The 19,024-nt window shown below is 67.5% G+C and carries 19 protein-coding genes; 7 read left to right on the top strand and 12 right to left on the bottom strand.

Features of this window, described 5'->3' with window-relative positions; translation table 11 throughout:
* Positions 1-39: 39 nt before the first annotated feature.
* Both H0X91_RS09225 and H0X91_RS09220 read right to left on the bottom strand, forming a co-directional pair.
* Positions 40-969 carry a 3-keto-5-aminohexanoate cleavage protein gene (locus H0X91_RS09225; RefSeq protein ID WP_006484708.1) on the bottom strand — a complete coding sequence of 310 codons (930 nt, stop codon included), beginning with the start codon at positions 967-969 and terminating at the stop codon, positions 40-42.
* Positions 970-1,030: 61 nt separating this feature from the next.
* Entirely contained in the window at positions 1,031-1,984 is a 954-nt protein-coding gene (locus tag H0X91_RS09220) for a choline ABC transporter substrate-binding protein (RefSeq protein WP_062884928.1), read from the bottom strand.
* Positions 1,985-2,362: 378 nt separating this feature from the next.
* On the opposite strand from H0X91_RS09220, the gene H0X91_RS09215 reads away from it, so the two are divergent.
* Positions 2,363-2,596 (top strand): hypothetical protein, encoded by a 234-nt coding sequence (locus H0X91_RS09215; RefSeq protein ID WP_124550714.1) that lies wholly within the window; start codon positions 2,363-2,365, stop codon positions 2,594-2,596.
* Between the two features lie 51 nt (positions 2,597-2,647).
* Here H0X91_RS09215 and H0X91_RS09210 read toward each other — a convergent pair whose 3' ends face one another.
* On the bottom strand, positions 2,648-3,529 hold the full coding sequence (locus H0X91_RS09210) for a LysR family transcriptional regulator (RefSeq protein ID WP_196432966.1): 882 nt from the start codon (positions 3,527-3,529) through the stop codon (positions 2,648-2,650).
* Positions 3,530-3,650: 121 nt separating this feature from the next.
* Between H0X91_RS09210 and H0X91_RS09205 the strand changes: the two genes are divergently transcribed.
* Positions 3,651-4,094, top strand: a complete 444-nt coding sequence (locus H0X91_RS09205) for a DMT family transporter (protein ID WP_006498764.1) — start codon at positions 3,651-3,653, stop codon at positions 4,092-4,094.
* A gap of 54 nt (positions 4,095-4,148) precedes the next feature.
* Here H0X91_RS09205 and H0X91_RS09200 read toward each other — a convergent pair whose 3' ends face one another.
* Genes H0X91_RS09200 through H0X91_RS09170 form a run of 7 tightly spaced genes read right to left on the bottom strand, consistent with a single transcriptional unit; the run spans position 4,149 to position 9,648 of the window.
* Positions 4,149-5,654, bottom strand: a complete 1,506-nt coding sequence (locus H0X91_RS09200; RefSeq protein WP_062884929.1) for an aldehyde dehydrogenase family protein — start codon at positions 5,652-5,654, stop codon at positions 4,149-4,151.
* A 33-nt stretch (positions 5,655-5,687) separates the two neighbouring features.
* On the bottom strand, positions 5,688-6,218 hold the full coding sequence (locus H0X91_RS09195) for a c-type cytochrome (RefSeq protein ID WP_058903449.1): 531 nt from the start codon (positions 6,216-6,218) through the stop codon (positions 5,688-5,690).
* Complete coding sequence (locus H0X91_RS09190; protein WP_059721840.1) at positions 6,215-6,715, bottom strand: c-type cytochrome; 501 nt, start codon at positions 6,713-6,715, stop codon at positions 6,215-6,217. The genes H0X91_RS09195 and H0X91_RS09190 overlap by 4 nt, the downstream gene beginning before the upstream one ends.
* The gene (locus H0X91_RS09185; protein WP_006483798.1) at positions 6,712-7,257 is read right to left on the bottom strand and encodes a methylamine dehydrogenase light chain; all 546 of its coding nucleotides are present in this window, start codon (positions 7,255-7,257) and stop codon (positions 6,712-6,714) included. The genes H0X91_RS09190 and H0X91_RS09185 overlap by 4 nt, the downstream gene beginning before the upstream one ends.
* Positions 7,258-7,296: 39 nt before the next feature.
* Positions 7,297-7,932 carry a methylamine dehydrogenase accessory protein MauD gene (gene mauD, locus H0X91_RS09180; RefSeq protein ID WP_043206082.1) on the bottom strand — a complete coding sequence of 212 codons (636 nt, stop codon included), beginning with the start codon at positions 7,930-7,932 and terminating at the stop codon, positions 7,297-7,299.
* Entirely contained in the window at positions 7,929-8,483 is a 555-nt protein-coding gene (locus H0X91_RS09175; RefSeq protein WP_034201986.1) for a MauE/DoxX family redox-associated membrane protein, read from the bottom strand. Before H0X91_RS09175 ends, mauD begins: the two co-directional genes overlap by 4 nt.
* A gap of 7 nt (positions 8,484-8,490) precedes the next feature.
* Positions 8,491-9,648 (bottom strand): amine dehydrogenase large subunit, encoded by a 1,158-nt coding sequence (locus H0X91_RS09170; RefSeq protein ID WP_196432965.1) that lies wholly within the window; start codon positions 9,646-9,648, stop codon positions 8,491-8,493.
* A 240-nt stretch (positions 9,649-9,888) separates the two neighbouring features.
* On the opposite strand from H0X91_RS09170, the gene H0X91_RS09165 reads away from it, so the two are divergent.
* The 5 genes from H0X91_RS09165 (at position 9,889) to H0X91_RS09145 (ending at position 15,958) form a co-directional block, all read left to right on the top strand.
* Positions 9,889-10,851: a helix-turn-helix domain-containing protein gene (locus H0X91_RS09165; protein WP_006483804.1), complete on the top strand. Its 963-nt coding sequence runs from the start codon at positions 9,889-9,891 to the stop codon at positions 10,849-10,851.
* A gap of 127 nt (positions 10,852-10,978) precedes the next feature.
* Positions 10,979-11,923, top strand: coding sequence for a GlxA family transcriptional regulator (locus H0X91_RS09160; RefSeq protein ID WP_006483802.1), 945 nt, complete (start codon positions 10,979-10,981; stop codon positions 11,921-11,923).
* Positions 11,924-12,414: 491 nt separating this feature from the next.
* A complete protein-coding gene (locus H0X91_RS09155) occupies positions 12,415-14,127 on the top strand; it encodes a M36 family metallopeptidase (RefSeq protein ID WP_196432964.1) in 1,713 nt (570 codons plus the stop codon).
* A 79-nt stretch (positions 14,128-14,206) separates the two neighbouring features.
* Positions 14,207-15,457 carry a M20/M25/M40 family metallo-hydrolase gene (locus H0X91_RS09150; RefSeq protein ID WP_060263701.1) on the top strand — a complete coding sequence of 417 codons (1,251 nt, stop codon included), beginning with the start codon at positions 14,207-14,209 and terminating at the stop codon, positions 15,455-15,457.
* Between the two features lie 132 nt (positions 15,458-15,589).
* Positions 15,590-15,958, top strand: coding sequence for a YbjQ family protein (locus tag H0X91_RS09145; RefSeq protein ID WP_048985103.1), 369 nt, complete (start codon positions 15,590-15,592; stop codon positions 15,956-15,958).
* A 190-nt stretch (positions 15,959-16,148) separates the two neighbouring features.
* Here the strand turns inward: H0X91_RS09145 and H0X91_RS09140 are convergent, their stop codons facing one another.
* Positions 16,149-17,399 carry an MFS transporter gene (locus H0X91_RS09140; protein ID WP_058903456.1) on the bottom strand — a complete coding sequence of 417 codons (1,251 nt, stop codon included), beginning with the start codon at positions 17,397-17,399 and terminating at the stop codon, positions 16,149-16,151.
* A 243-nt stretch (positions 17,400-17,642) separates the two neighbouring features.
* Positions 17,643-18,782, bottom strand: coding sequence for a porin (locus tag H0X91_RS09135; RefSeq protein ID WP_048985105.1), 1,140 nt, complete (start codon positions 18,780-18,782; stop codon positions 17,643-17,645).
* Between the last annotated feature and the right edge of the window lie 242 nt (positions 18,783-19,024).

The following is a 19,024-nucleotide window of genomic DNA, read 5'->3' as shown; positions in this document are numbered from 1 at the left end:
GCCGCCATGTCATGTCAGTCGGCGAGACGGTGAAACGGCTCACGCGAATTCGGCAACCGCACGGCGTTCGAGCAGTCGCTCGCCGCGCGCCGGCAGGCCGAGCTTGCGGCGGCCCTCGGCCGGCGTCAGCACGCGGCCGCCGAGGCGTTCGACGATCTCGCGGGCGCGTTCGACGAGCGTGCCGTTGGTCGCATGCACGCCGCGGTCGAGCCAGATGTTGTCTTCGAGGCCCACGCGCACGTGGCCGCCGAGCAGCATCGCCTGCGCGACCATCGGCATCTGCATGCGGCCGATCCCGAAGCCGGCCCAGTGCGCGCCCGGCGGCAGGTTGTCGACCATCGCCTTCATCGTGCCCGTGTCGGCCGGCGCGCCCCACGGAATGCCGAGGCACAGCTGGAACAGCGGCGGATCGTCGAGCAGCCCTTCCTTCAGCAGCTGCTTCGCGAACCACAGATGGCCCGTATCGAAGATCTCCAGTTCCGGCTTCACGCCGAGCTCCTGGATGCGTTTCGCGCCGGCGCGCAACTGCGCGGGCGTCGACACGTAGATGTAGTCGCCGTCGCCGAAATTCAGCGTGCCGCAGTCGAGCGTGCAGATCTCGGGCAGCAGCTCCTCGACGTGCGCCAGGCGCGTGAGGCCGCCGACCAGGTCGGTCCCCTTGCCGAAGCGCATCGGGTCCTCGCCCGGGCCGATCTCGAGATCGCCGCCCATCCCGGCCGTCAGGTTGATGATCACGTCGACGTCGGCCGAGCGGATGCGGTCGACCACCTCGCGATACAGGTTCGGGTCGCGGCTGCCGCGCCCCGTCTGCGGATCGCGCACGTGGCAGTGGGCGACCGTCGCGCCGGCCTTCGCGGCTTCGATCGCGGCGGCCGCGATCTCCTTCGGCGTGACCGGAATCGCCGGATGCTTGCCGACCGTATCGCCCGCGCCCGTGACGGCGCAGGTGATGATGACTTCGTGGTTCATGCTGGATGCCTCGCTTGATTCGGGTTGTGTCGCATTGCAGATAGCGCGTGGGCGCCGGCCGTTACAGGCCGAGATACGCCTTCACGGCAGGCAGGCCGTCCTTGCCGTCGAACGTCTTGACGCCCGCGAGCCACGGATCGAGCACCTGCGGGTTCTTCTTCAGGTATGCCTTCGCGGCCTCGGCCGGCTTGGTCTTGTTCATCACCGACTGCATCAGCTGGTTCTCGAGCTGCGTCGAGAAGCGCAGGTTCGTCACGAGCTTGCCCGCGTTCGGACAACGCGCGATGAAGTCGGGCGCGGTCAGCGTGTACACGCGCGCTTCGCCGTAGTTCGGGCCGAACGCCGCGTCGCCGCCGGACAGGTAGTTCATGCTGAGCTGGATGTTCATCGGATGCGGCTCCCACCCGAGGAACACGACCCACTTCTTGTCGCGGATCGCGCGCTCGACCGTCACCAGCATCCCGGCCTCGCTCGATTCGACGAGCTTGAAGCCGCCGAGCCCGTACTGGTTCGTGTCGATCATCTTCTGGATCGTCGCGTTCGCGCTGCTGCCCGGCTCGATCCCGTAGATCTTGCCGTCGAGCTCCGCACGATGCTTCGCGATGTCGTCGAAGGTCTTCAGGCCGGCCTGGTATTCATAGCTCGGGACCGCGAGCGTCGCCTTCGCGCCGGACAGGTTCGGCGGTTCGACGACGTTGATCGACTTGCTGTCGAGGAACGGTTGCAGCTGCTTCTGCTGCACGGGCCACCAGTAGCCGAGCGACACGTCGAGCTGCTTGCTCTTGAGGCCGGCAAACGAGATCGGCACCGACGCGATCGTCGTGGTCGGCTTGTAGCCGAGCGCCTCGAACACGGTCGACGCGAGCGCGGTGGTCGACGTGATGTCGGTCCAGCCGATATCCGCGAAACGCACGGTGCGGCAGGTCGCGGCCTCCGTCTCGGCAAGCGCGGCGTTCGTGAACGCGCCGGTCGCCAGCACGGCCGCGGCGAGCGCGGCGATCTTCGTCGACTTCATGGTTCGATTCCTCCCGGTTGGTCTCGCGGCAGCCGGTGCGCGGAGTGTGCGCCGGCCTGCATCGTGGGAGTAAAAGTAACGAGCCATATTCGCCGCGAGAAGACCGGCGGCGACCTGTTCTTGCCTGTTTGCGACTATGAGTGGAAACCACTAGCTTGCGCTTGAGGCTTTCCTGACGGGGGTTTGGGGTTTTTTGGGGGATCGGCGGGATTGCCCGGAAGCGGCGCACGCCTTTCGATTCTGCCACGGCCTTGCTGACAGACTTCCGACACGTCGCCGGATGCCGCGGGCGGGCCCTATGCTGGAAGCCGCCGGGCGATCGCGCGCGGCCCGCCAGTTGCCGCGCCGCCCCGGGCCCGGGTACTGCGTATCACTGAAATGGACGGAGACGAACATGACCGGCCGTCGCGATGTCCGTCTCCGGTTTCTTCGGCCAGGAGCAATACGATGCTTGTCGCTTTCTTCGTCGTCGCCCTTTTTGCCATCATCGTGGCCATGCATCGCGGCGTGACGCGCGGTGCGAATGCGAAACTTGGCGCGCGATTCGACGCGGAAGGCCCGCGCGGCGAGCTATCGCGGCGGTTGATGCGCGACGCGGGGTACCGCGTCTGAGTCATGACGTCGGTTCGATCGAACCCGCGTGTCGATCAGGAAGCGCGCCGTTCAGCCCGCCGTCACCATCCGTGCGAACGCCTGCGCCAGCACCGTCGGCTGCGCCGGCAGCACCAGCGCGCATACCGACTTCGCGTCTTCATCGGAAATCGGCACGAACACGACGCCGTCGATCCCGACGCTCGCCATCCGCGCCGGCACGATCGCCACGCCCCGGCCGGCCGCGACGAGATTCAGCATCGACGTCTTCGGCGACACGATCCGCGCGGCCACCGGCACGAAGCCCCGCTTCAGGCACAGATCGATGACGACGCGCGCGAGGCCGCCCCGCTCGCGATACACGGCCGACACGAACGGCTCCCGCCGCAACCGCGCGATCGCGATGCGCTTGCGGCCCGCGAGCGCGTGATCGGCAGGCACCGCCACGCACAGGCGCTCGGCCGCCAGTTCGACGAAGCGCACGCGTGCATCGCGCCGCAGCACCGGCAGCCGAACGATCCCGATATCGGCATGGCCGTTCGCGATTTCGGTCACCTGATCCTCGGACGACGCGCGGTCGAGATCGATCCGCGCGCCCGGACAATCCCGCATGAAGCGGTCGAGATCCGGCATCAGGCTGCTGACGGGCACGGTACTGGAATGCAGCAGCCGCAGCACGCCGGCTTCCCCGCGCGACAATTGCGAGCCTTCGTCGGCAGCCGCCGTCAGCGTGGCGGGGATCGACGCCACGCGCTCGCGGTAGATCGCGCCGGCCGGCGTGAGCCGCACGCCCCTTGGCTCGCGGTCGAACAGCACGAAACCGAGTTCGTCCTCGAGCTGGCCGATCTGCCGGCTGAGCGCCGACTGCGCGACATGAAGCGCGCCCGCGGCCGGCGTGAAGCCGCCGAGGTCCGCCACGGTCAGGAAATACTGGATTTGCCGGAGTGATGGCATGCCGAAACGAGATGGATGAGCGCCAGATTCGATATTTGCGTTATACCGGCGTGCTCCGCAGAATGAAAGCCTTCCGTGCCGGAATCACCGTTGCGGCCATCCTTGCGGAGCGTTCATCGTCGTGGCTACCCTCCTGTCTTACCTGCTGGTCGTGGCGGCCGGCATCAGCGTGGCGTTGCAGCAGGTGCTCAACGCGAACCTGCGTGCGCAGATCGGTTCACCGTGGTGGGCCGGCTCGGTCAGCTATCTCGTCGGCCTCGCCGCGATGCTGGCGGTCGCGTTGCTGTCGCCTCATCCGCGCCTGAGCGGCACGTTTTCCGGGGCGGGGTCGTGGTTCAGCTGGACGGGGGGAGTGTTCGGCGCGGTATTCGTCGGCGTCGCGATCCTGATGGTGCCGCGCCTGGGCGCGGCGACGACGCTCGCGCTGATCGTCGTCGGCCAGATGACCGGCGCGCTCGTGTTCGACCACTTCGGCGTACTGGGCATCCAGCAGCATTCGGCGAGCCCGATCCGCGTCGCGGGCGCGGCGTGCCTCATCCTCGGGGTCGTGCTGATCCGCGCTTGACAGCGCGTGCGTGCGTTCCCGATCCGCCGGCCACGCACGCGCTCGCCGCGACGCTCACGCGTAGTTCATCATCACCGACTTGCTTTCCGTGTACTGGTCGATCACCGCGCGACCGAGTTCGCGGCCGAAGCCCGACTGCTTCATCCCGCCGAACGGCAGCGCGTTGTCGAGCAGCGAGTGGCAGTTGACCCACACGGTCCCCGCGGCAATACGCGGGACCAGCTTGTGGATCGCGGACAGATCGTTCGACCAGATGCTCGCGCCGAGGCCGTACGGCGTGTCGTTCGCGAGCTGCACGGCCGTATCGACGTCGTCGAACGGCATCGCGACGAGCACCGGCCCGAAGATCTCCTCGCGCACCACGCGCATCGCCTGCGTCGTATCCACCAGCACCGTCGGTTCGACGAAGAAGCCGGGGCCGTCGATCGCGCGGCCGCCTGCGGCGGCACGCGCGCCCTCGCCGAACCCCGAGTCGATGTAACCGCACACGCGCTCGCGCTGCTTCGCCGAGACGAGCGGGCCGATCTGCGTTGCCGGGTCCATCCCCGGGCCGATCTTCAGGCTCGCGGCGATCTTCGCGACGCGCTCGATCACGCCGTCGAACACCTTCGAATGGATGTAGGCGCGCGAGCCGGCCGTGCACACCTGCCCCTGGTTGAAGAAGATCGCGTTCGCGACGCCCCGGGCGGCCTTGTCGAGATCGACGTCGGGCAGCACGATCACCGGTGACTTGCCGCCGAGTTCCAGCGACATCCGCGTCATGTTGTCGAGCGCCGCGTGGCCGATCGTCTTGCCCGTCTGCGTCGATCCGGTGAACGCGATCTTGTCGATGCGCGGATCGCGCGACAACGCGGCGCCCGCCGTGTGACCGTAGCCGGTGACGATATTGACGACACCGTCCGGAAACCCGGCCGCCTGGATCAGCTCGCCCAGCCGCAGCGCGCTCAACGGCGTATCCTCGGCAGGCTTCAGCACGACGGTGCAGCCGGTCGCGAGCGCCGGCGCGATTTTCCACGCGGCCATCAGCAGCGGGAAATTCCACGGGATGATCGCGCCGACCACGCCCACGGGTTCCTTTCTCGTATAGGCGAAGATCTCGCTGTCCGGCAGGTACGGCATGCCGGCATCGATCACGCTGCCTTCGATCTTCGTCGCCCAGCCGGCCATATAGCGGAAGCACTGCGCGGCCATCGCGACGTCGAGCCCCTGCGCGACCATCACCGGCTTGCCGTTGTCGAGCGATTCGATCTCGGCCAGCTCGCGCGCGTTGGCTTCGATCAGGTCGGCCAGCACGAGCATCAGGCGCTCGCGGTCGGTGGTCTTCGCGGTGCGCCACGGGCCCGCATCGAAGGCGCGGCGCGCGGCGGCGACCGCCTGCTGCACGTCGCGCTCGTCCGCTTCGGGCACGCGCGCAATCACGGTGCCGTCGGCCGGGTTCACCACATCGAGCTGGCGGCCCGACGCGGCATCGCTCCATTCGGCGCCGATCAGCATCTGCTTCGGCTTCGCGAGAAACGCGCGCGTCGCGTCGAGCAGCGCAAAGGTTTCGTTCGTCTCCATGTTCACGTTTCCTTGATTCGTTGAGTGAGTCGGTCAGTAGCGATCCGTAACGCCGTCGATGCCGCGCGCCTGCAACGCGCGGACGAGACCAGCGCGCTCGGTCGCGACGTCGGACAGCGCGGGGCGGCGGTGCGCGGCGACTTCCGCGGCCGTATAAGGCTTGAAGTCGCGCGGCAATGCATCGCGGTTCATCGTCGTGAGCACCCAGTTCAGCACGTCGGCCAGTTCCCGATCCGACAGCGCCGAGTTCGACGCGCCGGGCACGCGCATCACGTACTCGCGCCCGGCCGGCACATGCGTGAAATAGCCGAGCGAATTCGCGAGCGGCGGCACCTTGCCGGGAATGCCGCCGCCCGTCGCCGTGTGGCAGCCCATGCAGTTGAGCACCCAGTGTTGCCGGGCGAGCGCGGCGTCGGCCGCGCCGTCGGCCTGTGCGGGCGTAGCAAACGCGCACGCCGACGCGCCCGCCAGCAGCAGCCAGCCCGACACGCGACGCGCCACGCTGCCCAGCCGCGACGCCGCCGCGCAGCGCGTGCGCCGCGCCGGCGAGCACGCGCCGCTCACAGGCCGAGCCCCTTGATCACCACCGCGCGCTGCGCATGCACGGCCGCGCCGTCCATCGGCTTCGCGCGCGCCGCCCGGATATCGGCCGCGGTGAACGGTTTCGCGTCGCCGTGCTGCGCATCGAGGTCGAACACGACGTAATTGAGCAAGTGCGCGATGTCGTCGTCGCTCGCGCTCGCGAACGACGGCATCTTGAAGTTGTAGTGCTTGTCGTGCACCTCGATCTCGCCGAACATCCCGTGCAGCAGCGTCGCGATCAGTTGGGCACGCCCGGCTTCCACCGTCGCGTACTTGCCCGGATACTCGGTCAGCGGCGGTGCGAGGCCGTCCTGCCCTTTCCCGCCCGCCTGGTGGCACACCGCGCACTGGGCGTCGAACAGGCCTTTCCCGGCCGGATAACGCACGGTTTCCTGTGCGTTGCCCGCGCCGGGCAACGCGAAGGCCGTCGCGACCGTCATGCATGCAACGATGCGCTTTCCTGCTTGCTTCACTTTCATTGCTTCGCCGCTCCCAGCAGAACCGAAACCGAACAGTGGTAATTCGAGTTACCGTTCGCCATGCACCAGTTGATGTCGTTGTTCAGCGACAGCTTGTACAGCGGCTTCTCGCGCTCGTTGCGGTTGCAGAAGCACTTGCCGCACGAGGTCTTGCCGCAGCAGTCGTTGTACGACACGATGTAGTCCGACCCGTCGTGCGGGTTGCGGCAGGTGCCGATCCACGTGATCGGCGAAGGCGTCGTGCCCGGCGGGCAACTGCTCGACGTGCCGCCGCAGCAGCTGCAGAGCCAGCCGTCGATCGCGCAGTATTTCCAGTAGTCGCAGCTCATCGGATCGTCGCTCGCACCCGCGGCGGCGGCGCCGGATGCGCCCGACGGACCCGACGCCGCATCGGCCGCATACGCGGTGCGATCGACGGGCAGCAACGGCAGCAGCGCCGAACCGACCAGCACCTTGCCGAGCCTTGCCATCGCGCTGCGCCGCGAACTGTGCTGCGCGACGCCGCGCGCCGACCGCTCGAACCATGAATCAAACACGCCCATGTCGTCGTTCTCCAATGACGTTGAAAAAGGTTCGGCCGGTCATGCGTGCTGCGCGTGCGCGTCGTGCGCATCGTGGCTGTGATCGCCGTGCACGAACTGCTGCAGCGACGCGACGCCGCGCTCCTTCGCCTCGAACAGGCTCTCCAGGTGCTCGCGCGTGTTGACGAGCCCCTTCGCGCGCACGGTGCCGGTTTCGTCGAGCAGCACCGCATACGGCAGCTTGCCGATCTGGTACGCGAGGCCGAGCTCCTGCGACAGCACGTACGGGAAGCGCCCGAGGTCGTGCTTTCGCGCGAAGCGCGTGTGTTCGTCGGCATCGCCGTCGCTCGCGAGCACGATGTTCACGGGCGTCGCTTCGCTGGCCTGCAGCGACGGCAGCAGCGGCAGCAGCTTCTTGCAGACGGGGCACGTCGGCGACAGGAAGAACAGCAGCGTGGCCTTGCCCGAGGCGTCGATGCCGCCGACCTTCACGTGCGCGCCGCGAATGTCGGTCAGTTCGAACGTCGGCGCGATCGCGCCGACGGCCGGCCCCTTGTCGATCATCAGCGCGCCGGCCGGCATGATGCGTTCGTACAGGATGCCGATCTGGCGCACCAGCGCGAGGCAGATCGCGCCGAGCGCGAGGACGGCCACCCACAGCAGGGCGGTGGAAACGGTGAGAGCGGTTTGCATCATGAATTCCTCAGGTGGGAAAGGCGCGGGACGTTGGCGAGCAGCACGTCGACGGTGAGCAGCGCGCAGACGATCAGCAGCACGGAGAAGAACAGCGTCAGGTAGTCGAACCACACGACGGCGCGCGTGCCCGGCTCGACGAACGCGGTCGCGGCCAGCGCGACGAGCAGCAGCACGCGGCCGACATGCAGCCAGCCGATGCCGCGCGGTGCGTCCGCACGGGCGGCGGTGAAGCCGGAACAGCCGCAGTCGATGTCGGTGTGGCCGCGCAGCAGGTTGATCGCGAGCCCGGCCGCGAACGCCAGGAGCAGCGCGATCAGGCCGATCGCGCCGGCCGTGCGCGTGTCGGGAAACAGCAGCGCCGCGGCGCCGAGCGCTTCCGCGAGCGGAAGCGCGAACGCGACGGGCGCGGTCAGCGCGTCGGGCAGCAGCCGGTAGCCGGCGAGTGCCTGGCGAAATTCGGCGGGCCGGCGCATCTTCGCGAAGGCGCCGAGCAGCACCACGACGGCCGCGCCGGCCTGCGCGCTGGTAGCGAGTACGGGATCGAGGGTCATCGCGGCCTCACGGGTTGACGAGCAGCGACGACGTGTTGCCGATCTGCTTCTCGACGTGCTGCAGCGCGCCGGTACGCGCATCCATCACGACGAGATCGGAGGTCGCCGTCAGCCCGTAGAACAGCGGCTTGTCGTCCTCGCTGACCTGGATCGACACGAGCGGCTCGACCTTCTGCTGCGCGAGATCCCAGCGCGCGACGCGCTGCTTCGACTTCAGGTCGTACACCCACACCTGCGTGCCGGGATCCTTGTGCGACCCGTCGGCGCCCTTGTGCATCAGCACGTAGTAACGGTTCTGCTTCGCCTGCACGGCCGTCTGCTGCATGCCGCCCGGCCGCCAGCCTTCGGCGCGCTCGGCGTCCGTCAGCAGCGACCACGGCTTGCCGAATGCCGGCTTGTCGCCGCTGAAATCGGCGCTGCGCACGTTGCCGCCGTAGGTGGTGAACAGGTAGTCGCCCTTGTACCGCGACGCGTTCACGAACGCCGGATCCTTGTCGACGTCGATGAACGCGTCCGACATCGTGCGCTTCGCCTCCTTGCCGTTCGCGTCGAGCGTGACGGTCAGCGCCTTGCCGCTTTCGCACAGCGCGGTGAAGCGGTCGTTATCGCCCGGATACGCGAGCACGCATGCGGCCGTGTCGATCTCCGACAGCACCTTCTTCGATACGGCGTCGATCACGGTCACCGAGGCGGCCGGCGTGATGTTCGCGACGTACAACCGCTTGCCGTCGGCGCTGAACGCGGTGTTGTACGGCGACGGCACGTGCTGAGCATGCTTCGCCGGAATCACGATCTCGCCCGCATGATCGAGCGTCGTGTTGTCGATCATCTCGACGACGTCGGTGCGCGTGCCGTGCGAGCCGCGCGAGAAGTAGGTCGTCGCGACGACACTCGCTTTGCGGTCGGGCGCGATCGCGAAGCCGGGACCGAAGCCGCCGTCGATCTGGCCGAGCAGCTTCTTCGCGTCGGCGTCGTAGACATAGATGCGCCCGTCCGTCATCGACGGCATCGAGATGTCGACGATATAGATCTCGTGCGGATGCCACGGCGGCATCTTCTGCACGACCAGTTCCTCGGGTTTTTCCGTCGCGTTCGCGCTGCCGGCCCATGCCGCCGCCAACGCCAGCGTCGCCGCGAGCGCCGCGGTTCGTCGCCTTGTCCTCATGCCGCCTCCAGTGGGAATTCACGTTATGTGGGGCGACTGTAGTTCGACAATAAATGCCGTCAGCACCCGGACCGGCAACGTGTGCGTGCCGATTCGGGATATTGGAAATGCGTGTGAAAGCCGCGCGGCCGCGTGCCTTCCGACCCTCTGAAACACCCGCGCGGAATAGCGCTCGCCCTGATTGCGCCGACCGCTCGGTCGGTTTAATCTTGCGCGGTCCGAACGATCGCCGGAGGCACCGTGCTCGTGTTACATCAGAGGTTCGACGACGCAGACCGGCATGCCGAGGCGCTGCGCGGCTGGAACCAGCGTTACGACCAGATCGGTTCCGGCGCGTATCGCAGCGCGGTCAAACACGCGGTGCTCGACGGCGTGCAGCTGTTCCAGGAAACGGCAAACGTGCGCATCATCCAGCGCGGATGTCTGCCACACGGCCATACGGTGTTCGGGATGCCGCTCACCGGCTCGGGCGCCTTCGCGTTCGGCGGCGCGCGCGTCGAGCGCGGCACGATCGTGATGGCGCGTGGCGGCACACCGTTCGAACTCCATTCACCGGACGAGATGTCGCTGATCGGGGTGGTCGTCCACCCCGAACTGATGCAGCAGATCGAAGATGCCGCCGACGTCCGGCTGGACGCACGCACGCTGCGGCACGGCGTCGTGGAGGTGCCGGTCGCCGCGCGCGAACGTGCGAGCATGCAACTCGCGACGCTGCTCGAGCGCGTGCTGTCGGCGCCCGATACGTTCGACGCGGCACGCGCGCAGTGCGCGATCCGCGCCGAGGTCGGCAATGTGCTGGTCGATCTCCTCACGTACCGGATGCCCGAGCCGCCGAACCGGCTCACGCACGCATGCCACGCCGACATCGTGCGCCGCGTGCATGACTACGTGATCGAGCACCCGGAAGCGCCCGTCGACATCCTGAGCCTGTGCACGCAACTGCGCGTCAGCCGGCGCACGATGCAGAACAGCTTCCAGTCGGTCGTGCAGACGGGCCCGCTCAACTACACACGCTCGCTGCGCCTCGCGCAAGTCCGACGCCTGCTGCTCGACACGCGGCAATCCGACCTGCCGATCAGCGAGGCGGCCGCACGCTGGGGCTTCATTCATCTCGGGCATTTCGCGAAAGCGTACAAGGCCCAGTTCGGCGAACTGCCGTCGGCAACGGCGCGCCGCACGATGCGCGACGCAAAAACGCGCTGAGCACCGGCAAAACCCGCGATAATCCCGGCTTGACCGTTCTGCGCCTGCGAACCGGGCGCGGCCCGCGCCGGCTCGCTCGGCGCGTCGCGCGATACGCGACGACCACCGGATTCAATCCCCTGCCCCGATGCCCGAGGATTTCCATTTCCTGCTGCTGCCCGGCTTTTCCGCGCTCGGCTTCATGTCCGCGGTCGAGCCGCTGCGCGTCGCGAACCGCTTTCGCACCGAACTGTATCGCTGGCACGTGATCAGCGCGGACGGCGCGCCCGTCACCGCGAGCAACGGCATTCCGGTCGCCGCCGAGGCGGCGTGCGCGGACGTCCCGCAGGTCGATACGGTATTCGTCGTCGCGGGCTTCGATCCGCTCGTGTGCTACACGCGCACGCTCGGCGACTGGCTGCGCCGCCAGCACCGGCATGGTGCAACGCTCGGCGGCATCGATACGGGCAGCTTCGTGCTCGCGGAAGCCGGGCTGTTCGACGCGTCGCAGCCGCTCACGCTGCACTGGGAAGCGCTGGCCGCATTCCGCGAGCGCTATCCCGGCCTGAATGCGACGCAGGAGCTGTTCGAGATCGACGACCGGCGCATCACCTGTGCGGGCGGCACCGCGTCGATCGACATGATGCTCGACCTGATCGGTCGCCGGCACGGCGCCGACCTCGCGGCGGCGATCTCCGAGCAGTTCGTCGTGAGCCGCATCCGGCAGCGCTCGGACAGCCAGCGGCTCGAGATCGCCGCGCGCTACGGCGTGCACAACCGCAAACTGATCCAGGTGATCGGCACGATGCAGCGGCACATGGACAACCCGCTCGGCTCCGACGCGCTCGCGCGGGAAGTCTCGATCACGCGGCGCCAGCTCGAGCGGCTGTTCAGCGCGACGCTGAACGACACGCCGACGCACTTCTACCTGAACCTGCGTCTCGATCGCGCCCGCGAACTGCTGCAGCAGACCGACATGAGCATCACGTCGGTGTGCGTCGCGTGCGGCTTCGAATCGCCGTCGCATTTTTCGCGTACCTATCGCGCGCGATTCGGGATGAGCCCGCGCAGCGACCGGCGGGCGACACGCTGATCGTCGCAGCTTTTAATCACAATCCGGCGCGGTATTGCGCGTTCCGGCAGCGTTTCCCGCCGCCCGCTGAACAATGCCGGCGATTGATCGACCGACCGAAGCGATCGTCGAAAATAATTTGGAATGTCGCTGAAAATATTCTGTAACATACCAAAAAAAGTTAGATAGGCAGCCTAACGGACCGGCACGCCGCGTCTCGACGCGCATCGCGCCACGCAGGCTGCCAACCGATATCGATCCGATCCGAGGGGTATGACATGACGATGCTCGCTTCGCCGTCGCCGCACCTGCCTGCCGTTCGCATCGCTTCACGCGCGTCCCCCGCTTCGCCTGCCCGCTTCTTTTCGACCTGACATTTAGGTTTCCTTAGTCAGTCGAGACTCTCCACACCGCTTCGCCGCACCGGTTCCATCGAACCGGCGCGCGGGCCGTGTCGTGCCTGTTCGCCACGAGCGTGCGGGCGTGTCCAACCGTTGAGATGAGGATCACGTATGCAGACATCACGCAAAGCATTGCCGTTCGCCCTGGGTCTCGCGCTCGGTTTCGGCATCGTCGGCGGCACCGTGGCCGATACGAAAGTATCGAACCCGCAGGCCGCGAGCCTGCGCGAAAGCCTGACGCGCGGCGTCGCGCCGCCGGCCGCGAAGGCCGACACGGCCGCCGGGCAATTCCGCGCGGACGGCGTCGCCGTCACGCTGTACAACCCGGCCTACCGCGCCAGGAAGGCCGCCGCGACGCCTGCCGCCACCGCACGCGACTTCGTCGCGTCGCAGGCGGCGCAACTCGGGCTCGACGCGGCCGCGCTCGCGAGCCTCGTCGTCACGTCGGAACGCAACGACGCCGACTTCACCGTCGTGCGCCTGCAGCAGCAAGCCGCCGGATTGCCCGTGTACGGCAGCGAGATCGCGGTGACCGTCGCGAAGGACGGCCGCATCCTGTACGTCGCGAGCAACACGATCAACGGCGTGGTCGCGACGACGCGCAAGTCGCAGGCCGTCGACCAGCAGCAGGCGCTCGACCGCGCCCGTGCGTATCTCGGCGTGAGCGGCTTCACGCATCTCGATGCGCAACTCGTCGCGTTCGTCGACAAGGCCGGCACGCATACCGCGTGGAAGGTGCGCGGCCGCCCGCAGGACGGCCCGAAGGGCGATTGGGAACTGCTGATCGATTCGGGCAGCGGCGAAGTGCTGCGCGCCGAGGACAAGGCGTTCTACGCGACCGACGGCACCGGCTTCGTGTTCCGCCCCGATCCGCTGTCGCCGACGAAAAGCAGCTACGGCAGCACGGGCTACAAGGACGGCAACGACGCCGACTCGACGCAGCTCACGGCCGCACGCGTGCGCGTGACGCTGAAGGATCTCGCGCAGTCGGGCACCCGCTACACGCTGACGGGCCCGTACGCGGCGTGCGTCGATTTCGATGCGCCGCTCGACAAGGCGTGCCCGTCGCAGTCGACGCCCGCGTTCGAATTCACGCGCGGCAACCTGTATTTCGAGGCCGTGAACGTGTACTACCACATCGACACGTTCCTGCGCTACGTGAACCAGACCCTCGGCATCAAGGCGTTGCCGTACCAGTACACGGGCGGCGTGCAGTACGACCCGCACGGCGAATCGGGCGACGACAACTCGTCGTATTCGTCGAGCAGCGGCCGGCTGACCTTCGGGCAAGGCGGCGTCGACGACGCGGAAGACGCGGACGTCGTGATCCACGAGCTCGGCCACGGTATCCACGACTGGATCACCAACGGCGGCCTGTCGCAACAGGAAGGCTTGTCGGAAGGCACCGGCGACTATCTCGCCGCCGCGTACAGCCGCGACTTCAACCAGTGGAGCCCGTCGGATGCGCAGTATCAATGGGTCTACAACTGGGACGGCCACAACGAGTTCTGGGGCGGCCGCGTGACCAACTGGAACGTCGGGCGCACCTATGCGCAGGCGCGCGGCGCGGAGATCCACACGGCCGGCCAGTACTGGGCGTCGTGCAACCTCGTCGCGCGCGACGCGATCGGCGCGCAGGCGATGGACAAGGCGTTCCTGAAGGGGCTGTCGATGACCAACGGCTCGACCAACCAGAAGGCCGCCGCGCAGGCCGTGCTGACGGCCGCGTCCGCGCTCGGCTACAGCAGCGCGCAGCTCACCGCGATCGGCAACGCGTACAACAAGAGCTGCACGTACGGCGTGACCGTCCCGCAGAAGTCGTAATACCGCAGCAGGCGGGAGCGCCTCGCACGATCTGCGGCGCGCTCCCTTCATCGACATCGCCATCCTCACGAGATCGACCATGCCCACTCTGAAACCGACCCGCCTGAGCGCCGCGCTGGGCGGCATGCTGCTGACCGCCGCCGCGCACGCGACACCCGTCTGGATCACGCTCGGCGACACCGCGTTCCGCCAGCTTCAACGCATCGATGCAAGCGCAACCGCGCAATACAGCACGACCGTCGACGCCGGCAAGGCGGCCGACGGCGCCGCGCGTCGCGAGACCGTTCACGTCGTCGAGATCGACGATTCCCGCCTCGGCGAACTGGCCCGCGCCGTCCAGCGCACGCGCGGCCACGGGCCCGGCTACGTCGTGCACGATTCGTTCGACGACGCACGCCAGGCGCTGCAACCGTTGCCGGCGACGCTCGCGAAACAGGCCGCCGCCGCGTACACGGTGTCGAACGTGCCGCAGATCGGTACGTGGGTCCAGCAACTGCAGGCCAGCAACATCGTCGGCACGATCACGTCGCTGTCCGGCTTCACGAACCGCTACTACACGACGTCGCACGGCGTCGCCGCGTCCGACTGGCTCGCGCTGCAGTGGAAGCAGCTGGCGGGGGCGCGCGCCGACATCACCGTCGAACAGGTCGCGCACACGGGCTTTCCGCAGAAATCCGTGATCCTGACGATCCGCGGCAGCGACCCGGCCGCGGGCACCGTCGTGCTCGGCGGCCACCTCGATTCGACCGTGGGCCGCACGACGGAGAACACGCGCTCGCCCGGCGCGGACGACGATGCGTCGGGCATCGCCAGCCTGACCGAGGCGCTGCGCGTGCTGCTCGCGAACAATTACCGGCCGAAACGGACGATCAAGTTCGTCGGGTATGCGGCCGAGGAAGCCGGGTTGCTCGGTTCGAAGGCGATCGCGAAGCAGTTCCGCACGCAGAATGCGAACGTGGTCGGCGTGCTGCAGCTCGACATGACGAACTACAAGGGCGATCCGAAGGATATCTACCTGATCACCGACTACACGAACGCGGCGCAGAACACCTACGTGAAGAACCTCGCGGCGACCTACCTGCCGGAGCTCGCGGTCGGCACGTCGCAATGCGGCTATGCGTGCTCGGATCACGCGTCGTGGAATGCGCAGGGGTATCCGGCGTCATTCCCGTTCGAGGCCGACCAGAACGACAGCCCGTACATTCACACGGTGAACGACACGCTGGAGAACTCGGATCGCCAGGCCAACCATGCGCTGAAGTTCGGCAAGCTGGCGCTCGCCTACGCGGTCGATCTCGGCGGCCTTGCCGGCGCGACGGTCAAGCGCTGAGCGCCCTTCATCGAGCGGTTGTCGCGTTCGGCGACGAAACGGGCGTTCACCCGCACGGGTGCGCCCGTTCGAATACGTTGTCTCCGGCCGGCTAGAATCGTCGTTCGACCACTCGCTACACGCTTTCGCACCATGACCGAATCCAACCGCTCCCTCGACGACCTGTCGCCCGCCCGCGTCACGACCGCATTCGACTTGCCCGGCCATACGACCGTCCGCTCGCTCGGCGTCGCCCAGGGCATCGTCGTGCGCTCGCGCTCGATCGTCGGTTCGTTCGGCGCGTCGCTGCAAACGATCTTCGGCGGCAACATCACGCTCTATACGTCGCTGTGCGAGAAGGCGCGCGAGCAGGCGTTCGACAAGATGCTCGCCGAGGCGCGCAAGCTCGGCGCGAATGCGATCGTCGCGATGCGCTACGACTCGACCGAGATCGGCTCGGGCGTAACCGAAGTCATCTGCTACGGCACGGCCGTGCAGGTCGCACGCGCCGCCGGCGCCTGACCATCCGCCGCGACGCGCTGGCCGCACACACTGCCATTCGACCGAACCGGGTGCGGAAAAACCGTTTTGTCGGATGATTATCGGGCACGGCCGTCGTTTGGCATGTGACTGAAACGAGAAAGCAATTTGAAATGAACTGCAGTGAACGAGAAGCCGGCTTCACCTGAAAGCATCGGCCTCTCGCGTCGGCTCAATGATCGCGCTCCAGCGACGCCATGTTCCGCAAGCTCGGGAACAGCCGCATCCACGTCAGCGCGACGGCGATCGTCGCCGCGCCGCCGACGACGATCGCCGCGGGCGCGCCCCACCACGCAGCCGTCACGCCCGATTCGAATTCGCCGAGTTGATTCGACGTGCCGATGAACAACGAATTGACCGCGCTCACGCGACCGAGCATGTCGTCGGGCGTGCGCAGCTGCACGAGCGACAGTCGCACGACGACGCTCACGACATCCGACGCGCCGAGCGCCGCCAGCGCGACGAGCGACAGCGCGAAATGCGTCGACAGCCCGAACACGATCGTCGCGACGCCGAACGCGATCACGCCGCCGAACATCGCGCGGCCCGGCCGCCCCTTCAATGGAAAACGCGTGAGCCACAGCGTGCCCGCGAGCGCGCCGACTGCCGGCGCCGCGCGCAACGCACCGAGCCCCCACGGGCCGACCTGCAGGATGTCGCGCGCATAGATCGGCAACAACGCGGTCGCGCCGCCGAACAGCACGGCGAACAGGTCGAGCGACAGCGCGCCGAGAATCGCCGGTTCGCGCCGGATGAACGCGATGCCGGAAAACACCGAGCGCAGCGTGACCGGCTCGCGGGCGGGCGGCGCGCCGCGCAGCGGAATCGTGCCGCTCAGCATCGCCGCGATCGCGAATGCCGCGACGCTCGTGCCGAACGCGACGGGCGCGCCGACACCGTAGAGCAGCCCGCCGAACGCGGGCCCGAGAATCTGCGCGGCCTGGTTCGCGGACGTCGACAATGCGGTCGCGCGCGGCAGGTCGCTGCGCGGCACGACGGCCGGCAACAGCGACGACACCGACGGCGACTCGAACGCGCGGGCCGTGCCGACGATCGCCGCGAGCGCATACACGGCCGGCGCGGCGAGCCACCCTTGCATCGCGCCGAGCAGGAACACGCCGGCGGCCAGCGCCTCGACGCTCTGGCAGATCGTCGCGATGCGCCGACGGTCGTAGCGGTCGGCCACCTGCCCGACGACGAGCGTCAGCGCGAACATCGGCACGAACTGTGCGAGGCCGACGAGACCGAGCGCGAATGCGCTGTGCGTGAGCGCATACACGTACCAGCCGATGGCCACCGACAGGATCTGGAAGGCCAGCGACGACATCACGCGCGTGCCCCAGAAACGCTGGAACGGCGCGTGGCGGAACAGGTTGGCGGGTAACAGGGACAACGAACTGGAATCGGGCACGGGGGTAGTCATCGGGGTCTCGGCGGTTGGCGGTGCGCACTGCAACCGTTCGGGAAAAGCGACGCCGCACGCGAGTGGGCGTGCGGTAACGGTGCGGACGCGGCCAAATCGCGATGATATGCCAACGGCTGAAAACCGGCCGGCCGCCGGCACGCGCGCCGTCGAGCCGGCACACCGCACAAAAAAAAAGCGCGAACCGCGGTTCGCGCCAAAGAGAGACCTCGCTGAAGACGTCACACCACCCCACCACCCCGCTTAGAACGAATGCCGCATCCCGATCCGCACGTCGGCCTGCGTTTGCGTCGTCGACGGCGTGAAGCTGTAGCCGATCACCGCATCGACACCCTGCGACGCGCGCAGATAGTCGCCGGAGATGTACACGTCGGTGCGCTTCGACAGCAGGTAATGCAGGCCGGCCGTGCCCTGGTTCCAGTGATGGCCTTCGAAGCGCGTGTGCTGGTAGCCCGCGATGAAGCTCAGCGCCGGCGTGAACTGGTACAGGCCGCCGCCTTCGTACACCTGCATGTGCGACGACTGGCCGAAGCCCTTGATCGTCGTATACGAGTAGTTGGCGTCGAGCGTCAGCTTGCCGATCGTGTAGCTCGTGCCGATGCCGAACGTGCCCTGGCTGTCGACGTCCATCGGCGTGTTCGCGAACAGGTCGGTGCGCGCGCCGGTCGCGGGATCGACGGTGACGGTCTGCTGGCCGAGGAACGTGTGCGTGCCGATCATCGCGTACGGATCGAACGCGTAGATGCCGTTCGGGTTGTTCAGGCGCGTGTACGCGGCGCCGATCGAGAAGTCGCCCTTCGTGAAGCTCGCGCCCGCGCTCCATGCGCTGTTGCGATGGAAGTTGCCCGCGACGTTGCCGAACGAGTACATCGCACCGAACTTGAAGCCGCTCATGTCGTTCGACAGGAACTTCACCGAGTTCGGCAGGCGGTCGCCGTTGAAGCGGTCGAAGTCGCCCTGGTGGATCGCATAGCCGCTGCCCCACGCCGAGATGTTGTAGATCGACACCAGTTCGTTCGTGATGTCGAGCTGGTTACCGAACGACAGCGTGCCCCAGTCGTTCTGCAGGCCGACATACGCCTGCCGTCCGAATTCGGCGCCGCCGAAGCCGAGTTGCCCGTTGCCGAGACGGAAGCCGCTCTCGAGCGCGAACACGGCCTTCAGGCCGCCGCCCAGGTCTTCGGTGCCCTTGAGGCCGAAGCGGTTTCCGTATGCGACGCCGTCGTCGAACTTGACCACGTGCGAACCGCCCGTGTTGTTCACGTAGGTGATCCCGGCGTCGAGAATCCCGTACAGCGTCACGCTGCTTTGCGCATGCCCGATGGCGGGAATACAGGCCGCGCATGCAAGCGCGGCGGCTACGGCAACTTTCGTGTGCTTCATTGTCGACCACCCTCCCTGAACCGTTCGATGGATAGAATCGCTTCCCGACGCGTGCCGCGATGCGCCGGTGGATTCGAATTCAGACCGCCCCGCTGGCTTCGGCATTTCGTTTTCCGCAATAACGCAGCCATTGGCGAAAAATACAAACCCATATTTCGCGTCACCCGTCTGAAGGCGACACTAAATGGTCACGATGCGACGGATCGGGAAAACACGTAGACAGGCGGCACGGTGAAAACCGG

It is taken from the genome of Burkholderia sp. 9777_1386 (assembly GCF_015712265.1).
Taxonomy (GTDB): domain Bacteria; phylum Pseudomonadota; class Gammaproteobacteria; order Burkholderiales; family Burkholderiaceae; genus Burkholderia; species Burkholderia cenocepacia.
This window is presented reverse-complemented; position numbering and strand designations above follow the sequence as displayed.